The 14832-nt window shown below is 67.8% G+C and carries 11 protein-coding genes; 5 read left to right on the top strand and 6 right to left on the bottom strand.

Annotated elements, in window-relative coordinates; genetic code table 11:
• Positions 1–60: 60 nt before the first annotated feature.
• Complete coding sequence (locus tag ABZ789_RS17325; RefSeq protein ID WP_358425986.1) at positions 61–1077, bottom strand: AraC family transcriptional regulator ligand-binding domain-containing protein; 1017 nt, start codon at positions 1075–1077, stop codon at positions 61–63.
• 122 nt (positions 1078–1199) lie between these two features.
• On the opposite strand from ABZ789_RS17325, the gene ABZ789_RS17320 reads away from it, so the two are divergent.
• The gene (locus tag ABZ789_RS17320) at positions 1200–2117 is read left to right on the top strand and encodes an SDR family oxidoreductase (RefSeq protein WP_358425984.1); all 918 of its coding nucleotides are present in this window, start codon (positions 1200–1202) and stop codon (positions 2115–2117) included.
• Between the two features lie 22 nt (positions 2118–2139).
• On the opposite strand, the gene ABZ789_RS17315 is transcribed toward ABZ789_RS17320, so the two are convergent.
• Entirely contained in the window at positions 2140–2601 is a 462-nt protein-coding gene (locus ABZ789_RS17315; protein ID WP_358425981.1) for a 6,7-dimethyl-8-ribityllumazine synthase, read from the bottom strand.
• Positions 2602–2719: 118 nt separating this feature from the next.
• Here ABZ789_RS17315 and ABZ789_RS17310 point away from each other — a divergent pair, with 118 nt between their 5' ends.
• The 4 genes from ABZ789_RS17310 (at position 2720) to ABZ789_RS17295 (ending at position 7971) form a co-directional block, all read left to right on the top strand.
• Complete coding sequence (locus tag ABZ789_RS17310; protein ID WP_358425978.1) at positions 2720–3787, top strand: helix-turn-helix domain-containing protein; 1068 nt, start codon at positions 2720–2722, stop codon at positions 3785–3787.
• Positions 3788–3857: 70 nt separating this feature from the next.
• Positions 3858–4709: a trehalose-phosphatase gene (gene otsB, locus ABZ789_RS17305; protein WP_358425975.1), complete on the top strand. Its 852-nt coding sequence runs from the start codon at positions 3858–3860 to the stop codon at positions 4707–4709.
• 54 nt (positions 4710–4763) lie between these two features.
• Entirely contained in the window at positions 4764–7181 is a 2418-nt protein-coding gene (locus tag ABZ789_RS17300; RefSeq protein WP_358425972.1) for a glycosyl hydrolase family 65 protein, read from the top strand.
• A 19-nt stretch (positions 7182–7200) separates the two neighbouring features.
• The gene (locus ABZ789_RS17295) at positions 7201–7971 is read left to right on the top strand and encodes an HAD family phosphatase (RefSeq protein WP_358425969.1); all 771 of its coding nucleotides are present in this window, start codon (positions 7201–7203) and stop codon (positions 7969–7971) included.
• A 3-nt stretch (positions 7972–7974) separates the two neighbouring features.
• Here the strand turns inward: ABZ789_RS17295 and ABZ789_RS17290 are convergent, their stop codons facing one another.
• The 4 genes from ABZ789_RS17290 to pepN all read right to left on the bottom strand — a co-directional run bounded on the left by ABZ789_RS17290 (position 7975) and on the right by pepN (position 14814).
• The gene (locus ABZ789_RS17290; protein ID WP_358425966.1) at positions 7975–10386 is read right to left on the bottom strand and encodes a phosphoketolase family protein; all 2412 of its coding nucleotides are present in this window, start codon (positions 10384–10386) and stop codon (positions 7975–7977) included.
• 60 nt (positions 10387–10446) lie between these two features.
• The gene (locus ABZ789_RS17285) at positions 10447–11130 is read right to left on the bottom strand and encodes a DNA alkylation repair protein (RefSeq protein WP_358425963.1); all 684 of its coding nucleotides are present in this window, start codon (positions 11128–11130) and stop codon (positions 10447–10449) included.
• Positions 11131–11194: 64 nt separating this feature from the next.
• Positions 11195–12325, bottom strand: a complete 1131-nt coding sequence (locus tag ABZ789_RS17280; protein WP_358425960.1) for an integrase — start codon at positions 12323–12325, stop codon at positions 11195–11197.
• Positions 12322–14814 carry an aminopeptidase N gene (gene pepN, locus ABZ789_RS17275; protein WP_358425957.1) on the bottom strand — a complete coding sequence of 831 codons (2493 nt, stop codon included), beginning with the start codon at positions 14812–14814 and terminating at the stop codon, positions 12322–12324. Before pepN ends, ABZ789_RS17280 begins: the two co-directional genes overlap by 4 nt.
• Positions 14815–14832 lie beyond the last annotated feature (18 nt).

Raw genomic sequence — 14832 nt, 5'->3', positions numbered from 1 at the left:
TTCTATGGTTTCCGTATGATCCAGAATAATTCCATCTGTGCTGTAGCGCGATATCACCCGTCAGGACGACGCCCGCCGACTCCGCTTCCCGCCCGGCGTTCTTCCACTCCACCGCTTGAATGCCACAGAGAAACTCGAGGCATCGGCGTAGCCGAGACGGTGCGCCACCCTCTCCACCGGCAGGCCCGCATCCAGGAGCTCCTCCGCCATCGTCCCCAACGTCTCGGCCACGATCGCCCGGTACGACGTCCCCTCCTCCCCCAACCGTCGCCGCAGGGTGCGCACACTCGTTCCCAACTCCGCCGCCACCTCGCCCTGAGTGGGACCGTCGGCCGCCCGACGTAGCAGTACCTCCCGGACCCGGGCACCGAGCTCTCCGTGACTCTGTCTGCGCTGCAGCAACTCTGCGCACTCACGGAGCAGCACAGCAGCCGCCTCCGGACTGGCGGTCGGCATCGGACGATCGAGAGCGCGCGCGTCCACGACCACGGCATGCGTCGCCGGCGTGGACTCCACTCGGAGACCGCGGGCCCGGAGAACCGGCGGAACCCGATCGGCCAGCGATTCCGCCACCTCGATACGGCGCACCTCCGACGCGCTTCCCCACAGCGCGCTCCAGTGCGCGACGATGCCCGAGACGTCCCGCTCGAGCAGAAAGCCTCGCAGTTCGGCCGGCACGTGCCGATCGTCGAGGCAGAACCGGACCTCGTCGCCGGCGTAGTCCAACGCCGCCCGCGAGAACGCGAAGGTGAGATCGAAGAAGCGTGTGCCCACCTCGATGCCCTCACGCACGGTCGAACAACTCATCAGCGCGTATCCGAAGATCCCGTGCACCGCGGTCTGGTACCGCAATCCGAGCGAGAAACCCTCGCCCGGCCTGTCGCCGAGTGCCCGCACCAGGTTGCCGATCACCGTCAGTTCCTGGTCGGCGGTGATCTCGCTACCCGGATGGGCAAGTCGCTGCTCGGTCAAACCGGTGTCGCTCAGTAGGGCGGCGGCATCGACCCCCCGCTCGCGCGCGAAAGACAGCAGCAGAGCGGCACTCGTCGCCGCACGCCGCGAGGTCCACGTGTTCACGGGACCCCATCCTCGACATCATGGCCGAAATTCACAAGAACTTGCCGATAGTGTCATGGATCACGGAAAGTTCCGTTCGTAGCGTCGTCCTCAGGGATTCAGTGAGGAAAGGACGGCGCCACATGAGCGCGAACGTGCACGGCAAGAGAATCGTCATCACCGGCGGGGCCCGCGGCATCGGACGGGCCACGGCCGAAGCCCTCGTCGCCGCCGGGGCCCGCGTGGCCATCGGCGACCTCGACAAGGATCTGGTGCAGGACACCGCCGCTCGTATCGGTGCCCGCTTCGGCTCCACCGTGCTCGGGTTGCCGCTCGATGTCACCGACCGCGAATCCTTCGACGAATTCCTCAGCCTGGCCGACATGGAGTTCGGCGGGATCGACGTGCTCGTCAACAACGCCGGAATCATGCCCACCGGGGCGTTCCTCGAGGAAACCGACACCGTCACCGACCGTCAGATCGACGTGAACATCCGCGGGGTGATCCTCGGCTCGAAACTGGCCGGAGCCAGATTCGCCGATCAGGGATACGGGCACATCGTCAATCTCGCATCCGTCGTCGGCGTCGAAGGCGCCCCCGGCCTGGCCGTGTACTCGGCGACCAAGCACGCCGTCATCGGCCTCGGCTCGGTGCTCCGTCAGGAACTTGCCGGCTCGAACATCGCAGTCTCCACCATCGCGCCGGGGTTCGTGCGCACCGAACTGATCGCCGGCATGAAGCCGAATGCGCTCATCGAGAAGCTCGCGATGGTCGGCCCGGAACAGGTGGCGGCCGCCATCGTCGAGGTGATCGCGAGCCGCCGGCCCGGCCTGAAGTACGTTCCGCGTGCCGCCGGCTGGATCCTCGGCGCACTCGGCCTCATGCCGGAGGCCACCCGCCATCGCATCTCGGCGGCATTCGGACTCCACACCGTCGCGCTGAACACCGATGAGACCGCGCGGGCCTCCTACCGGCAACGCATCGAGGTGCCGCCGACGCCCGGGCCGAAGGATACGACCGGCTCCGACGCGCCCCGAGGCACCACGGGCCGCGCCCACTGAGTTCCGCTGTGCTGCCGGCCGGTCAGTCGCCGGTCGGCAGCGCGCGCAGCGACCGCACGGTCGCGTCGACCGCGCGGGCCGCCTCGGCGCCCTTCTTGACGAAGTGCCGGGTGAAGTACTCGACGTGCTCGTCGTGTTCGTGGAAGTGGTGGGGCGTGAGCACCACCGAGAAGACCGGCACGTCGGTATCGAGCTGCACCCGCATCAGACCGTCGATCACCGCGGTGGCCACGAAATCGTGTCGGTAGATTCCGCCGTCGACGACCAACCCGGCCGCCACGATCCCGGCGTAACGTCCGCTCTCGGCGAGACGCTTGGCGTGCAACGGGATCTCGAAGGCGCCGGGGACCTCGAAGAAGTCCAACGCGTCCGGCGAGAAACCCAGGCGGGTGATCTCGTCGGTGAAACCCGCGCGCGCCTGGTCGACGATGTTGCGGTGCCAGGTCGCCTGAACGAACGCGATGCGCCCGGTGATATCGGTCATGAGCACGAAACTAGCGCATCGGGTGTCGCAGCCTGCGGTGCGGGAGGACCGGGCAGGCTACCCGCGATTTCGTTTATTGCGCTTTTCCGTCATGTACAGAGTGACTAACGTGGTGGATGTGACGCAGCCGGCTCCCGTACCCGAGAACCCGATCGGTCCCCGCCCCGAGCGGTACATCGACATCTACCGCCGCGCCACCGCCCGGCTCGAGGCATGCCTTCCACTGGGCTGGTCGCTGTCGAGCGACCGACCCCGCTCTCCCGAGGCACCCTCGAGGCTGCTGATCACCGCGCCCGACGGCGAGTCGGTCTCCTTCGCCGTCGTCACCTCCCGCGGAGTGCTCTCCGGCGACGTCGCCCGCATTGCCGCAGATCTCTCCGAATCCGACCGAGGCTTCGTCTGCGCCCACTATCTGTCCGACCCGGTGCGTCGCCAACTCGACCGGCACGGCATCTCCTATGCCGACGCGACCGGCAACCTCTCGCTCGTCGCGACCCGCCCTGCGGTGTGGGTGCGCGACCGAGGCGCCGACGCCGATCCCTGGCGGGGTCCGGGCCGGCCCTCCGGGGTGCTGACCGGAGAACCGGCCGACCGGGTGGTGCGCGCACTGGCCGACCACGTCGGCGAGATCTCCGTCCCGGAACTGATCAAGCTGTCCGGCGCGTCGACCGGCGCGACCTATCGTGTGGTCGAGGTTCTCGTCGAACGCGAACTCGTGCGCCGGGTACCACGAGGGCCGATCGTCGAGGTGCGGTGGGAGCCGATGTTGCGGGCCTGGGCGGCCGAACGGAAGGTGTGCCCGGTCCGCCGGTTCACCGCACCCGACGGCGTCACCGCGACCCGCACGCGGCTCGCCGAACGCCTCGACATCCCCTATGCCCTCACCGGCGTGGCCGCCACCGACTACGCCGCACCGGCACTGCTCGAGCTCTACGCCGACGATCCCGACGAGTTCGCGGATGGTCTCGGGCTGCGCCCGGTCGAGCATGGTGGCGACGTGATCGTGGCGATTCCCTGGTCTCCGGTGGTCTTCGAACGTATGGACCGCCGTGGCGGACTGCGATATGCGGCCATCTCGCACGTCTACGCCGACCTGCTCGCGGGTCCGTTCCGCAACGACGACGCTGCCGAGCACGTCCGCTCGCGGCTCACCGCCGACGAAAGGTGGCGCCGGCCGATCCGGTGACCGCACCTGCTCCGATCCCTCGGGCGCGTATCCCGGTCGATCCTCCCGATCTTTGTGTACGGTTCGAAGCATGACGGGACGCCGTGACGACAGGAGTACCGATCGGACGACCGCACCACGTGCCGTGGAGGATCTGCCGTCTGCACTCGACGGGGAGGCCTTCTTACACCGGCTGGCCGGTCGCCGTCCGGCGGTCTTCCTCGACTACGACGGTGTGCTCACCCCCATCGTCGAGCGGCCCGAGGACGCGGTGTGGTCGGAGTCCATGCGCCGCACCGTCCGCGACCTCGCCGACCGGGCATCGGTGTGCATCGTCACCGGCCGCGACCGTGCGGTCGTGCAGCAACTCATGGGCGTCGACGATCTCGTGGTCGCGGGCAGTCACGGTTTCGACATCTGGAGTCCCACCGGCGGACAGCTCACCCATGGCATCCTCGACGACTTCACCGAGCTGATCGGCGAGGTCACCGAAACCCTTCGCACCCGGCTCGCCGGTCTCGAGGGCGTGGGCATCGAACCGAAACGGGCGTCGGTCGCCGTGCACTACCGCCAGGCCGGACCCGACGCCCGGGAACGGGTGAGCGCGATCGTCGAGGCCTTGCTGAAGGAGGACCCCGACCGCCTCGCGGTCGTGCCGGGAAAGATGGTCTACGAACTCAAACCCGCCGTGGACTGGCACAAGGGTAAGGCGGTTCTCCACCTGATCGAGGTCCTCGGCCTCGATTCCCCCGAGGTGGTGCCTCTCTATCTCGGCGATGACATCACCGACGAGGACGCCTTCCGGGCACTGCGCGACCGCGGGATCGGAATTCTCGTGGGCAGCCCTGAGGACCCGGAGATGGCCGGGCGCCGCACCGACGCCGAATTCGTCCTCGCCTCGGTGGACGAGGTCGAACGTTTCCTGTCGACCCTGGGCAGATGACGGGGCGCACCGTTCGGAAAGCTCGTGCCGACCACGATCCGCCAGGAGGTTCGCGTGTACGATCCGGAGTTCACCCTCGAGTACGACGGATTCGACCCCGAGGACGAGCCGCTGCGCGAAGCTCTGACCTCGACCGGCAACGGTTACTTCTGCACGCGAGGCACCGCAGAGTGGGAGGACATGACCGAGGTCCACTATCCGGGGACCTACGCGCACCGTTGCTACAACCGCGAGACCACGATCATGGGCGGCAATCCGGTCCTCAACGAGGACCTGGTCAATCTCCCCAACTGGCTCGTGCTGAAACTGCGCATCGACGGCGGTGAAGCGATCCGTCTGTCCCAGGTCGAGATCCTGGCGTACCAGCACTTCTACGACATCCGCACGGCGACAGTGATCCGCGACATCCGGTTCCGGGACCGCGATGGTCGCGAGACCTCGCTGCGCAGCAGACGATTCGTGAGCATGGCACATCCGCACCAGGGCGCGATCGAATGGATGCTCACCCCCGAGAACTGGTCGGGACGCGTCGAGATCGTCTCCGCGCTCGACGGCCGGGTCACCAACCGTGCCGTTGCGCGGTACCGCGCCCTCGAGAGCCGGCATCTCGATCCCGTCTCCCCCCGTACCTACGGCCCCGAGACGATCGCGCTCAAGGTGCAGATCCGCCAGTCCGACATCTACATCGCCCAGGCCGCGCGTACCCGGGTGTTCCGGGAGAACTCGGACAGCCCGCTGCTCGTCGACCGCGATCTGTACCAGATGGAGGACTACATCCAGCAGGTCCTCGCGTTCGATGCCATCGAGGGCTCGACGGTACGGGTCGAGAAACTGGTGGCGATGTTCACCTCGCGAGACGACGCCATCACCGAACCGCTCGCGTCGGTCGGCCGGCACATCCTGCGCTATCCGGACTTCGCCGATGCGTTCGACGAGCACGTCGCGGCGTGGGACGAATGGTGGGATATCTGCGACATCCACCTGCCCCGGGAGCCGCGTGCACAGTTGCTCCTGCGCTTGCATGTCGCGCACGTGCTTCAGGTGTGTTCGCGGCACACCTCGCGGCTCGATGCCGGGGTGCCGGCGCGAGGGCTCAACGGGGAGGCCTACCGCGGCCACGTCTTCTGGGACGAGTTGTTCGTCTATCCCTTCCTGGTGCTGCGGGCTCCCGAGATCATCAAGGGACTGATCTTCTACCGCTATCGGCGGTTGAACGAAGCGCAGGCCGCAGCGAGCGAGGCCGGCTACCGGGGAGCGATGTTTCCCTGGCAGAGCGGCAGCGACGGCACGGAGGAGACGCAGATGGTGCATCTCAATCCGTTGTCGGGGCGGTGGGATCCGGATCTGAGCCGCAACCAGCGGCATGTCAGTGCCGCGATCTTCTACAACGTGTGGCACTACTACCAGGCCACCGACGATGTCGACTTCCTCGCCGACTACGGCGCCGAGATGTTGCTCGAGATCGCCCGGTTCTGGGCGTCGATCGCGCACTACAACTCCGAGCGCGATCGCTACGAGATCCACGGGGTGATGGGCCCGGACGAATTCCACGAACGGTATCCGGGGTCGACCGAGGCGGGCCTGCGCAACAACGCTTACACGAACGTGATGGTCGCGTGGATCGCGGCGCGTGCCCTCGATGTCTTCGAGGTGCTGTCGAGGAGCCGGCAGAGCGCACTGCGGGCCCGGCTGCAGGTCACCGACGAGGAACTACGGACCTGGTCGGAGATGAGCCGCAAGATGTTCGTGCCGTACCACGACGGGGTGATCAGCCAGTTCGAGGGGTACGAGGATCTCGAGGAACTCGACTGGGAGCACTATCGGAGCCGATACGGCAATATCGGCCGCCTGGACCGTATCCTGCGCGCCGAGGGCCGCGACCCCGATGCCTACAAGATCGCGAAGCAGGCCGACACGGTGATGCTGTTCTTCCTGTTCGACGATGCCGAATTGCGGCCGCTGTTCGAGCAGTTGGGCTATCCCTACGACCGTGATCTCGTGCGGCGCACCGTCGACTACTACGACCAGCGGACCTCGCACGGCTCGACTCTCAGTCACGTGACGTTCGCGGGCGTCCTCGCGACCTTCGACCCGCAGTCGTCGTGGCTGCGCTTCAAACTCGCCCTCGAGAGCGACATCAGCGACCTGCAGGGCGGAACCACCAAGGAGGGCATCCACATGGGTGTCATGGGCGGCACCCTGGAGTTGCTGCAGCGCTATTACGTCGGTGCCCGCGTCTACGGCGGCGTGCTGGTGTTCCGGCCCAAACTCATCTCACACCTCGACGGGGTGGCCTTCTCGATGCGCTATCGCGGCACTCCCCTACGGGTACGGATCGACGGTGACAAATTGTGGGTGCGCGCGGAGGTGGAGGGCTTCCGGGTGCCGGTGCGCGTCGCCCTCGACAGCGAGTCGGTCGAACTCGGACCGGGCGACTCGCACGAGTTCCGGCTCGCCGCGGTGCCGGCCTGACAGCACGGAAGGACCCATCGTGACCGAGACACGGTCGAAGTTCGAGGCGGTGATCTTCGACGTCGACGGGGTACTCGTGGACTCGCCGCACGAGGCGGCGTGGCAGGAATCCTTGGCGGAGCTGATGACCGGGGACTGGCAGGATCTGCGCGCGGAGACTTCGTGGCACGAGGACGCGTTCACCCCCGAGGTCTACCGGCAGGTCCTGTCGGGGCGGCCGCGGATGGACGGTGCCCGCGCTGCGCTCGAGTTCTTCGGGGTGCCCGACGCCGAGCACCGCGCCGTCGAGTACGCCGACCGCAAGCAGCAACGGTTGCTGCGGTTGATCGACGAGCGACGGTTCCGCGCTTACGAGGACGGGGTGCGCTTCGTAGCGGCGGTGCGCGCGGCCGGCCTCGCGGTGGCGGCGGCTTCGTCGTCGAAGAACGCCGGATTGTTCCTGAAGGCGATCCCGGCCCAGGGCCGTCCCGGGGTGACCCTGCTCGAACAGTTCGACGCGGACCTGTCGGGACGTCCGGTCGCCCACGGCAAACCGGACCCGGAGTTGTTTCTCACCGCCGCGGCCGAACTGGGGGTGCCGCCGGCGACATGTGTGGTGGTCGAGGACGCGATCAGTGGGGTGCAGGCGGCAAAGTCCGGGGGCATGGCCGCCCTCGGTGTCGCCCGATTCGGGGACGCCGAGGACCTGGCGCGAGCCGGCGCCGATCTCGTGGTGGCCTCGCTCGACGAGGTCGACGTCGACGCATTGACTCTCGGCCGGCTCGTACGGCGGGCCCACGGATCCGATTGAATTTCAGTCGATTCCGACGCCCTGCCAGTGCCAGTCGGTGATCACGGGCATGTCCTCGCCGTGCGTGCGCACGTAGCGGGCGTGTTCGACGAGGGTGTTCTCGAGTTCGTCGCGGGCGTGCCCGGCGACGGGACGAATCCTCTCGACCCGGTCGAGTACGTCGAGCGCGAGATGATAGCGATCGATCCGGTTGAGCACGCACATGTCGAAGGGCGTGGTGGTCGTGCCCTCCTCGAGGTAGCCGTGGACGTGGAAGTTCTCGTGGTTGGTGCGGCGGTAGACGAGACGATGGATCAGCCACGGATAGCCGTGATAGGCGAAGATCACGGGCTTGTCGGTGGTGAACAACGCGTCGAATTGCGCGTCGGGCAGTCCGTGAGGATGCTGCCGATCGTCCTGCAATCGCATGAGGTCGACGACGTTGACCACCCGGATCTTCAGGTCGGGGAAACGCTGATGCAGGATGTCGACGGCCGCAAGGGTTTCCATCGTGGGCACGTCTCCGGCGCATGCGAGGACCACATCGGGTTCGACGTCCCGATCGGTCGAGGCCCACTGCCAGATGCCGATGCCCTTGCGGCAGTGCGTCATCGCGGCGTCGATGTCCAGGAACTGCAAGGCGGGTTGTTTACCGGCGACGATCACGTTGATGTACTGGCGCGTGCGCAGGCAGTGATCGGCCACCGAGAGCAGGGAGTTCGCATCCGGCGGCAGGTACACCCGCACGACCTCGGGTTTCTTGTTGAGGACATGGTCGATGAAACCGGGGTCCTGGTGTGAGAATCCGTTGTGGTCCTGGCGCCACACGTGCGAGGTGAGCAGATAGTTCAGCGACGGGATGGGTCGGCGCCAGCGGATCCGACCGGTGGTGAGCAGCCATTTGGCGTGCTGGTTGACCATCGAGTCGACGATGTGCGCGAACGCTTCGTAGCTCGAGAACACGCCGTGTCGCCCGGTCAGCAGATATCCCTCGAGCCAGCCCTGGCAGGTGTGTTCGGACAAGATCTCCATGACCCGGCCGTCGGGCGAGAGCCGGTCGTCGCCCGGCTCGATTTCGGCGTTCCAGGTGCGGTCGGTGGCGTCGAGCACCGCGTCGAGCCGGTTGGAATTGTGTTCGTCCGGCGCGAACATCCGGAAATTGTCGTCGTTGCCCTGCATGGTGTCACGGAGAAAGGCGCCGAGGACGCGGGTGGCCTCGGCGACGGCGACACCCGGTTCGGGGACGTCCACGGCGTAGTCCCGGTAGTCCGGCAGGATCAGATCGCGCAGGACCGCTCCCCCGTTGGTGTGCGGGTTGGCGCTCATCCGCCGGTGGCCGCGCGGCGCGAACTCGCGCAACGCGGCGACGGGAATTCCGTCGTCGTCGAACAATTCGTGCGGCCGGTAGCTCCGCAGCCACTTCTCGAGGTCCCGGCGGTGATGCTCGTCGCCGCGCGGATCGGCGATCGGAACCTGATGGGCACGCCAGGATCCTTCGACCGGTGCGCCGTCGACCTCGACCGGTCCGGTCCAGCCCTTCGGGGAACGCAGCACGATCATCGGCCACGCCGGGCGGGTGGCGTCACCGGAACTTCGGGCGTACTGCTGGATCTCGAAGATCCGGTCGAGGGCCCGGTCGAGGGCGGCGGCAAACCTGGGATGCATTCCGGCCGGGTCGTCGCCGGCGACGACGATCGGTTCGTGGCCGTAGCCGCGCAGCAGCGAGATCAGTTCGTCCTCGCCGATCCTGGCGAGCACCGTGGGGTTGGCTATCTTGAAGCCGTTGAGATGCAGGATCGGCAGCACGGCGCCGTCGCGGCGGGGGTCCACGAACTTCGTCGAGTGCCAGCTCGCGGCGAGCGGCCCGGTCTCGGCTTCGCCGTCGCCGACGACGGCGGCGACGATCAGGTCCGGATTGTCGAAGGCTGCGCCGTAGGCGTGGGAGAGGGAGTAGCCGAGTTCGCCGCCTTCGTGGATCGAGCCCGGTGTCTCGGGGGCGACATGGCTGGGAATGCCTCCGGGGAAGGAGAACTGGCGGAACAGGCGCCGCATGCCATCCTCGTCGCGGGAGATTTCCGGGTAGACCTCGCTGTAGGTGCCTTCGAGCCATGCTGCGGCTACCGGTCCGGGTCCGCCGTGGCCCGGCCCCATGACGTACATCATGTCCAGGTCGCGGGCCGTGATGGCGCGATTGAGGTGTGCGTACACGAAATTCAGGCCGGGGGTGGTGCCCCAGTGGCCGAGCAGTCGCGGTTTGATGTGTTCGGGGCGCAGCGGTTCGCGCAGCAGCGGGTTGTCCATGAGGTAGATCTGTCCGACGGACAGATAGTTCGCGGCACGCCACCAGGCGTGGAGACGCCGGAATGCGGGGTCGATCGCGGTGTCCGGATCGGCGGATTCGCCGTCGGGATCGGTTTGCAGGGTGCGAAGCGGCATCGTGCTCCTCGTCGTCGGCGACCCGGGTGTCGGTGCAGCGGTACCCACCCGAAGGCGGACTCACGCGCCGCGGCGGCGCACCATCTCGGCGATCCAGCTCGGCGCGTACGGCGACGTGCAACCCGGGGAGGTCGGATAGTCCTTCAGGACCCCCAGGCGTTCGCCGATGTCGATCGCGTGGGCGCGGTGTTCGGGATGCTCGATGCCGATCTGGGCCAGGCACGTGTTCATGGCCCACTGCAGGCGCTCCGGGGCGTGTCGCATCTGCGCTTCGATGGTGTCGAGCAGGCCGGGCAGATCGAGTCCGTCGGCGTTCTTGACGACGCGGCCGGCGGTCAGAGCCCAGCCTGCGCTCGCGACGATCGGATCCGGGTCGGTGATCCAACGCGCACGCAATTCGTCGGCGTGCGGGCTCTTCTCGACGACGTAGCCCACGAACCAGTCGTGCACCTTCGGGGTTCCGGTCTCGCGGACCATGGTGTCGAGTTCGTCGACGGTGAACGTTTTGGGCCGGCAGATCAGGAGCGCGAGGAGGCGGGCGGTGCTGTCACCGGTGTCCCACAGCCCTCGTGCGAGGTCGTGCTGGGTCTTCAACCGCTTGGCGACGGCCCGCAGCGCGGTGAGATTCACCCCGTGCTTGTCGCCGTGCTTCTCGTTCACCGAGCGGATCTTCGGATCGTCGAGTTCGGTGAGCTCGGCGAGCACTTCGTCGACGGTCGGGGCATCTGCTGTCGTCCGGGCCACCACGAACTCCTGTCGGTAGGTCGGTGGCCTCAGACTACGACCGATCGGCGACAGCGTGAGGGATTCAGAGACCGAGATGGGTGACGGCATTACCGACGAGGCCGGCGTGGTGGCGGCTGTAGAGCGCCACCATCCGTTCGTCGGCGTGCCCGGTCTGCGTCATGATCGTCTGGGTCGTCGCGCCGCCGCGCACCGCCTGGGTGACGAAACCGGCTCGCAGGCTGTGTCCGCCGAGGGTCGCGACGAGGTCGTCGCTGAATCCGGCACGGCGGGCGCGCCGCTGGATCATCGAATGCACCGACTGCCCGGACAACGCACTGGTCCCCACTGCCCCGCTGCGGTGTACCGGCCGGAACAGCGGCCGGTCGCCGCCGGGCGCGCGCCCGGCGGCGAGGCCGCGACAGCAGTGCTCGTTCGTGTCGGTCCCGGCGGCGGCGAGCAGGTCGACCGCGGCCGCACGGCCGGCCTCATCCCACGCATCGAGCACCTCCCGCCAGCGGCGATACGCGCAGACCGGGCAGGTGTGCGGATCGGCCCCGTACGGCAGGGTGACGGTACGGCCCCGCGCGCTGCGGTCGGTCTTGGACCTGCGGACCGTCACATAGAGCCCGTCGGCGCGATGCGGGACGATATCCGCGACGACGAGGCCGGTGAGCTCCGACCGGCGCAGCGCCCCTGCCAACCCCATGAGCAAGAGCGCGGCGTCGCGGCGTTCGGCGACGCGCTCCGCCCATCCGGCCTCGGCAGCTTCGGCCCTCATGGCGCGCAGGATCGTGCGGATGTCGTCGGTGAGCAGCGGGGTACGTCGCGCGGGCGGGGTGGCACGGTCGCGGCGGATGCCGCGCAGCAGGTCGCGAACCGATTCGTGCACACCGGGTTTCGGCAGCCCAGCCAGGGCGTGCATCTTGTTGACGGTCGACACCCACCGCGACAGCGTCGACGGTGCGTACGCCCAGCGTCCATCGGGTCGCAGTTCGGCGGCCTTCTCGGTGAGGAACCAGCTCAGTTGCTCGGCGGTGGCGGGCATCGGGGGATGCCCGGTGCGTTCACACCAGCGGGTGAAGATCGTCCAGTCGCCGATCTGGGCGGCGCGGGTGTTCTCCGAAGTCGCCTTCTCCCGCAGCCGGCGCATCGCGGTTGCGACGGTGTCCGGTACCGCAGGCGGCTCGGGTCGATGCAGATCGGGAGCGTTCACGGAGTGTTGCGCCTTTGCACGCGCAGGTCGCGGGCGAGGTGGTCGCGCTGTTCGATCACCAGGCGCCGCAACGCGGCGGGAGCGTCGGAGTGGGCGTCCAGCCAGGCATCGACCGGTTCCAGGCTGTCGGCCGCGGGGAACAACCCCACCACGATCCGCCGGGCGATCTCGATACTGCGATCGGCCCACGTCTCGCGGAGAACCGCGAAGTAGTCGGGATCGTATGCGGAGATCAGGTCGCGGCGGGCCCCGGCACGAAAACCGGCGATCGCCGCGTCGAGATGGTCGTTGCTGAGAGTGTGATCGGCGAGGATCGTCGCCCAGGTGTGCGCCTTGACCTCGGCGCGGGGCCGGGAAGCGAGTGCTCGCAGATGCGCGGTACGCCCCGACGCGGTGTCGTCGCTGCGCAGTTCCTCGTCGAGGTCGGCCTCGTCGGCGTCGCCGGTGGTGGTGAGCGCCGCCCACCAGCTCCACCGCAGATCGGGGTCGAGGCGCAGTCCGTCCGGCGGTGCGGTGCGTCCGCAGAGGATCGCGCGCAGGTCGGCGGCGTGCCGGTCGTCCACACTCGCCGCGACAGCGACGGCGCGGGCGAACGCCAACTGGGTGTCGCTGCCCGGCTCCGCGCTGTACAGCCCGTCCCACACCGCGTCGAGCCATCGGCGCCGCGCCGCGGGCCGGGCCGCAGGGGCCACATAGTGTTCGACGGCGTGGGCGGCGTTGGCGAGCACGGCGGTCAGCAACGCGATGTCGGTTTCGTGTTCGGCGAACCGGGCGGCCATGGACAGATAGCGGTCGGCGCCGAGTTCGCCGTCACGGGTCGCGTTCCACAGCGCCGACCACAGCAGCCCGCGTGCGAGAGGTTCGCGGACGCGGTCGAGCGAGGTTTCGACCGTGTCGAGCGATCGGGCGTCGAGGCGAACCTTCGCGTAGGTGAGGTCGTCGTCGTTGAGCAGCACCATCGCCGCGTCGGGCAGGTCGATGCCGGTGCGTTCGTCGGTCAGGTCGATCTCGATGCGGTGGGTGCGCACGAGATCACCGGAGTCGTCGGGGTCGTAGCAGCCGACGGCGAGACGGTGCGGGCGCGGGTCGCTCTGCACGATCTCGTAGGAGCCGCCGTCCTCCTCGAGGTGCAGGGTGGAGACGCCGGTGGTCTGCAGCCACGCCTGGGCCCACGACGACAGGTCGCGACCGGACGTGCTCGACAGTTCGACGAGCAGATCGTCCAGGGTGGTGTTGCCGAAGGCGTGCGTGCGGAAGTAGCGGCGGGCACCCTCGAAGAAGGCGTCGCGGCCGACATAGGCGACGAGTTGCTTGAGGACGCTCGCACCCTTGGCGTAGGTGATGCCGTCGAAGTTCAGCTTGGCGGCTTCGAGGTCGACGATGTCGGCGACGATCGGATGCGTCGTGGGCAGCTGGTCCTGCAGATACGCCCAAGCCTTACGGCGGTTCGCGAAGGCCACCCATGCGTCGGTGAATCTGGTGGCCTCCGCACTGACGAGGGCACCCATGAAGTCGGCGAAGGATTCCTTCAACCACAGATCGTCCCACCATTTCATCGTCACCAGGTCGCCGAACCACATGTGCGCCATCTCGTGGAGGATCGTGTTGGCGCGGGCCTGCCGCTGGGCGGCGGTGGCGGCGCCGCGAAAGACGTACGCCTCGGTGAAGGTGACGCAGCCGGGGTTCTCCATCGCGCCGAGGTTGTACTCGGGGACGAACACCTGGTCGTACTTGCCGAACGGATACGGATAGTCGAAGTGATCGGCGTAGAAGTCCATACCTTGGCGGGTGACCTCGATGATCTCGTCGGCATCGAGATGTTCGGCGAGCGAGGCACGGCACAGCACACCCAGCGGCACGGTCAGCTCGCCGCGAGTCCACGACGCGTCGACCCGGTGGTAGGGGCCGGCGACGATCGCGGTGATGTAGGTGGAGATCGGCTGGGTCGGCGCGAATGTCACCGTCTGCGCGTCGTCGCGCTGGACTCGCCGATCCGCGCTCTCGTTCGACAGCACCTGCCAGTTCCCCGGAGCGGTGACCACGAAGGTGAACGGCGCCTTCAGATCCGGCTGTTCGAAGCAGGCGAACACGCGACGGGCGTCGGCCGGTTCGTACTGCGTGTAGAGATAGGTTTCACCGTCGACAGGGTCGACGAATCGGTGCAGCCCCTCCCCCGAGCGGCTGTAGCGGCCGGTCGCGGCCACGGTGACGACGTTGATCTCCTTCAGCCCGCCGATCGCGATGCGCGCACCGTCGTAGACGACGGGCACGGTTTCACCGTTGATCGTCACCGACTCCACCGAATCGCCGATGAAGTCGAGCCAGGTCTCGTCCGTGGACGCCGTGAATTCGAGCGTGGTGACGGTGGGGAATCCGGCGCGGTGGGTATCGACCGCACCTCGCAGGTCGAGTTCGACGCGATAGGAGTGCACGTCGAGTGCGCGGGCGCGCGCGGCGGTTTCGGCACGGGTCAGGTTCGCGGAGCTCACGAGATCCGATCCTGCCAT

It is taken from the genome of Rhodococcus sp. NPDC047139, from assembly GCF_040643435.1.
Classification (GTDB): domain Bacteria; phylum Actinomycetota; class Actinomycetes; order Mycobacteriales; family Mycobacteriaceae; genus Rhodococcus.
This window is presented reverse-complemented; position numbering and strand designations above follow the sequence as displayed.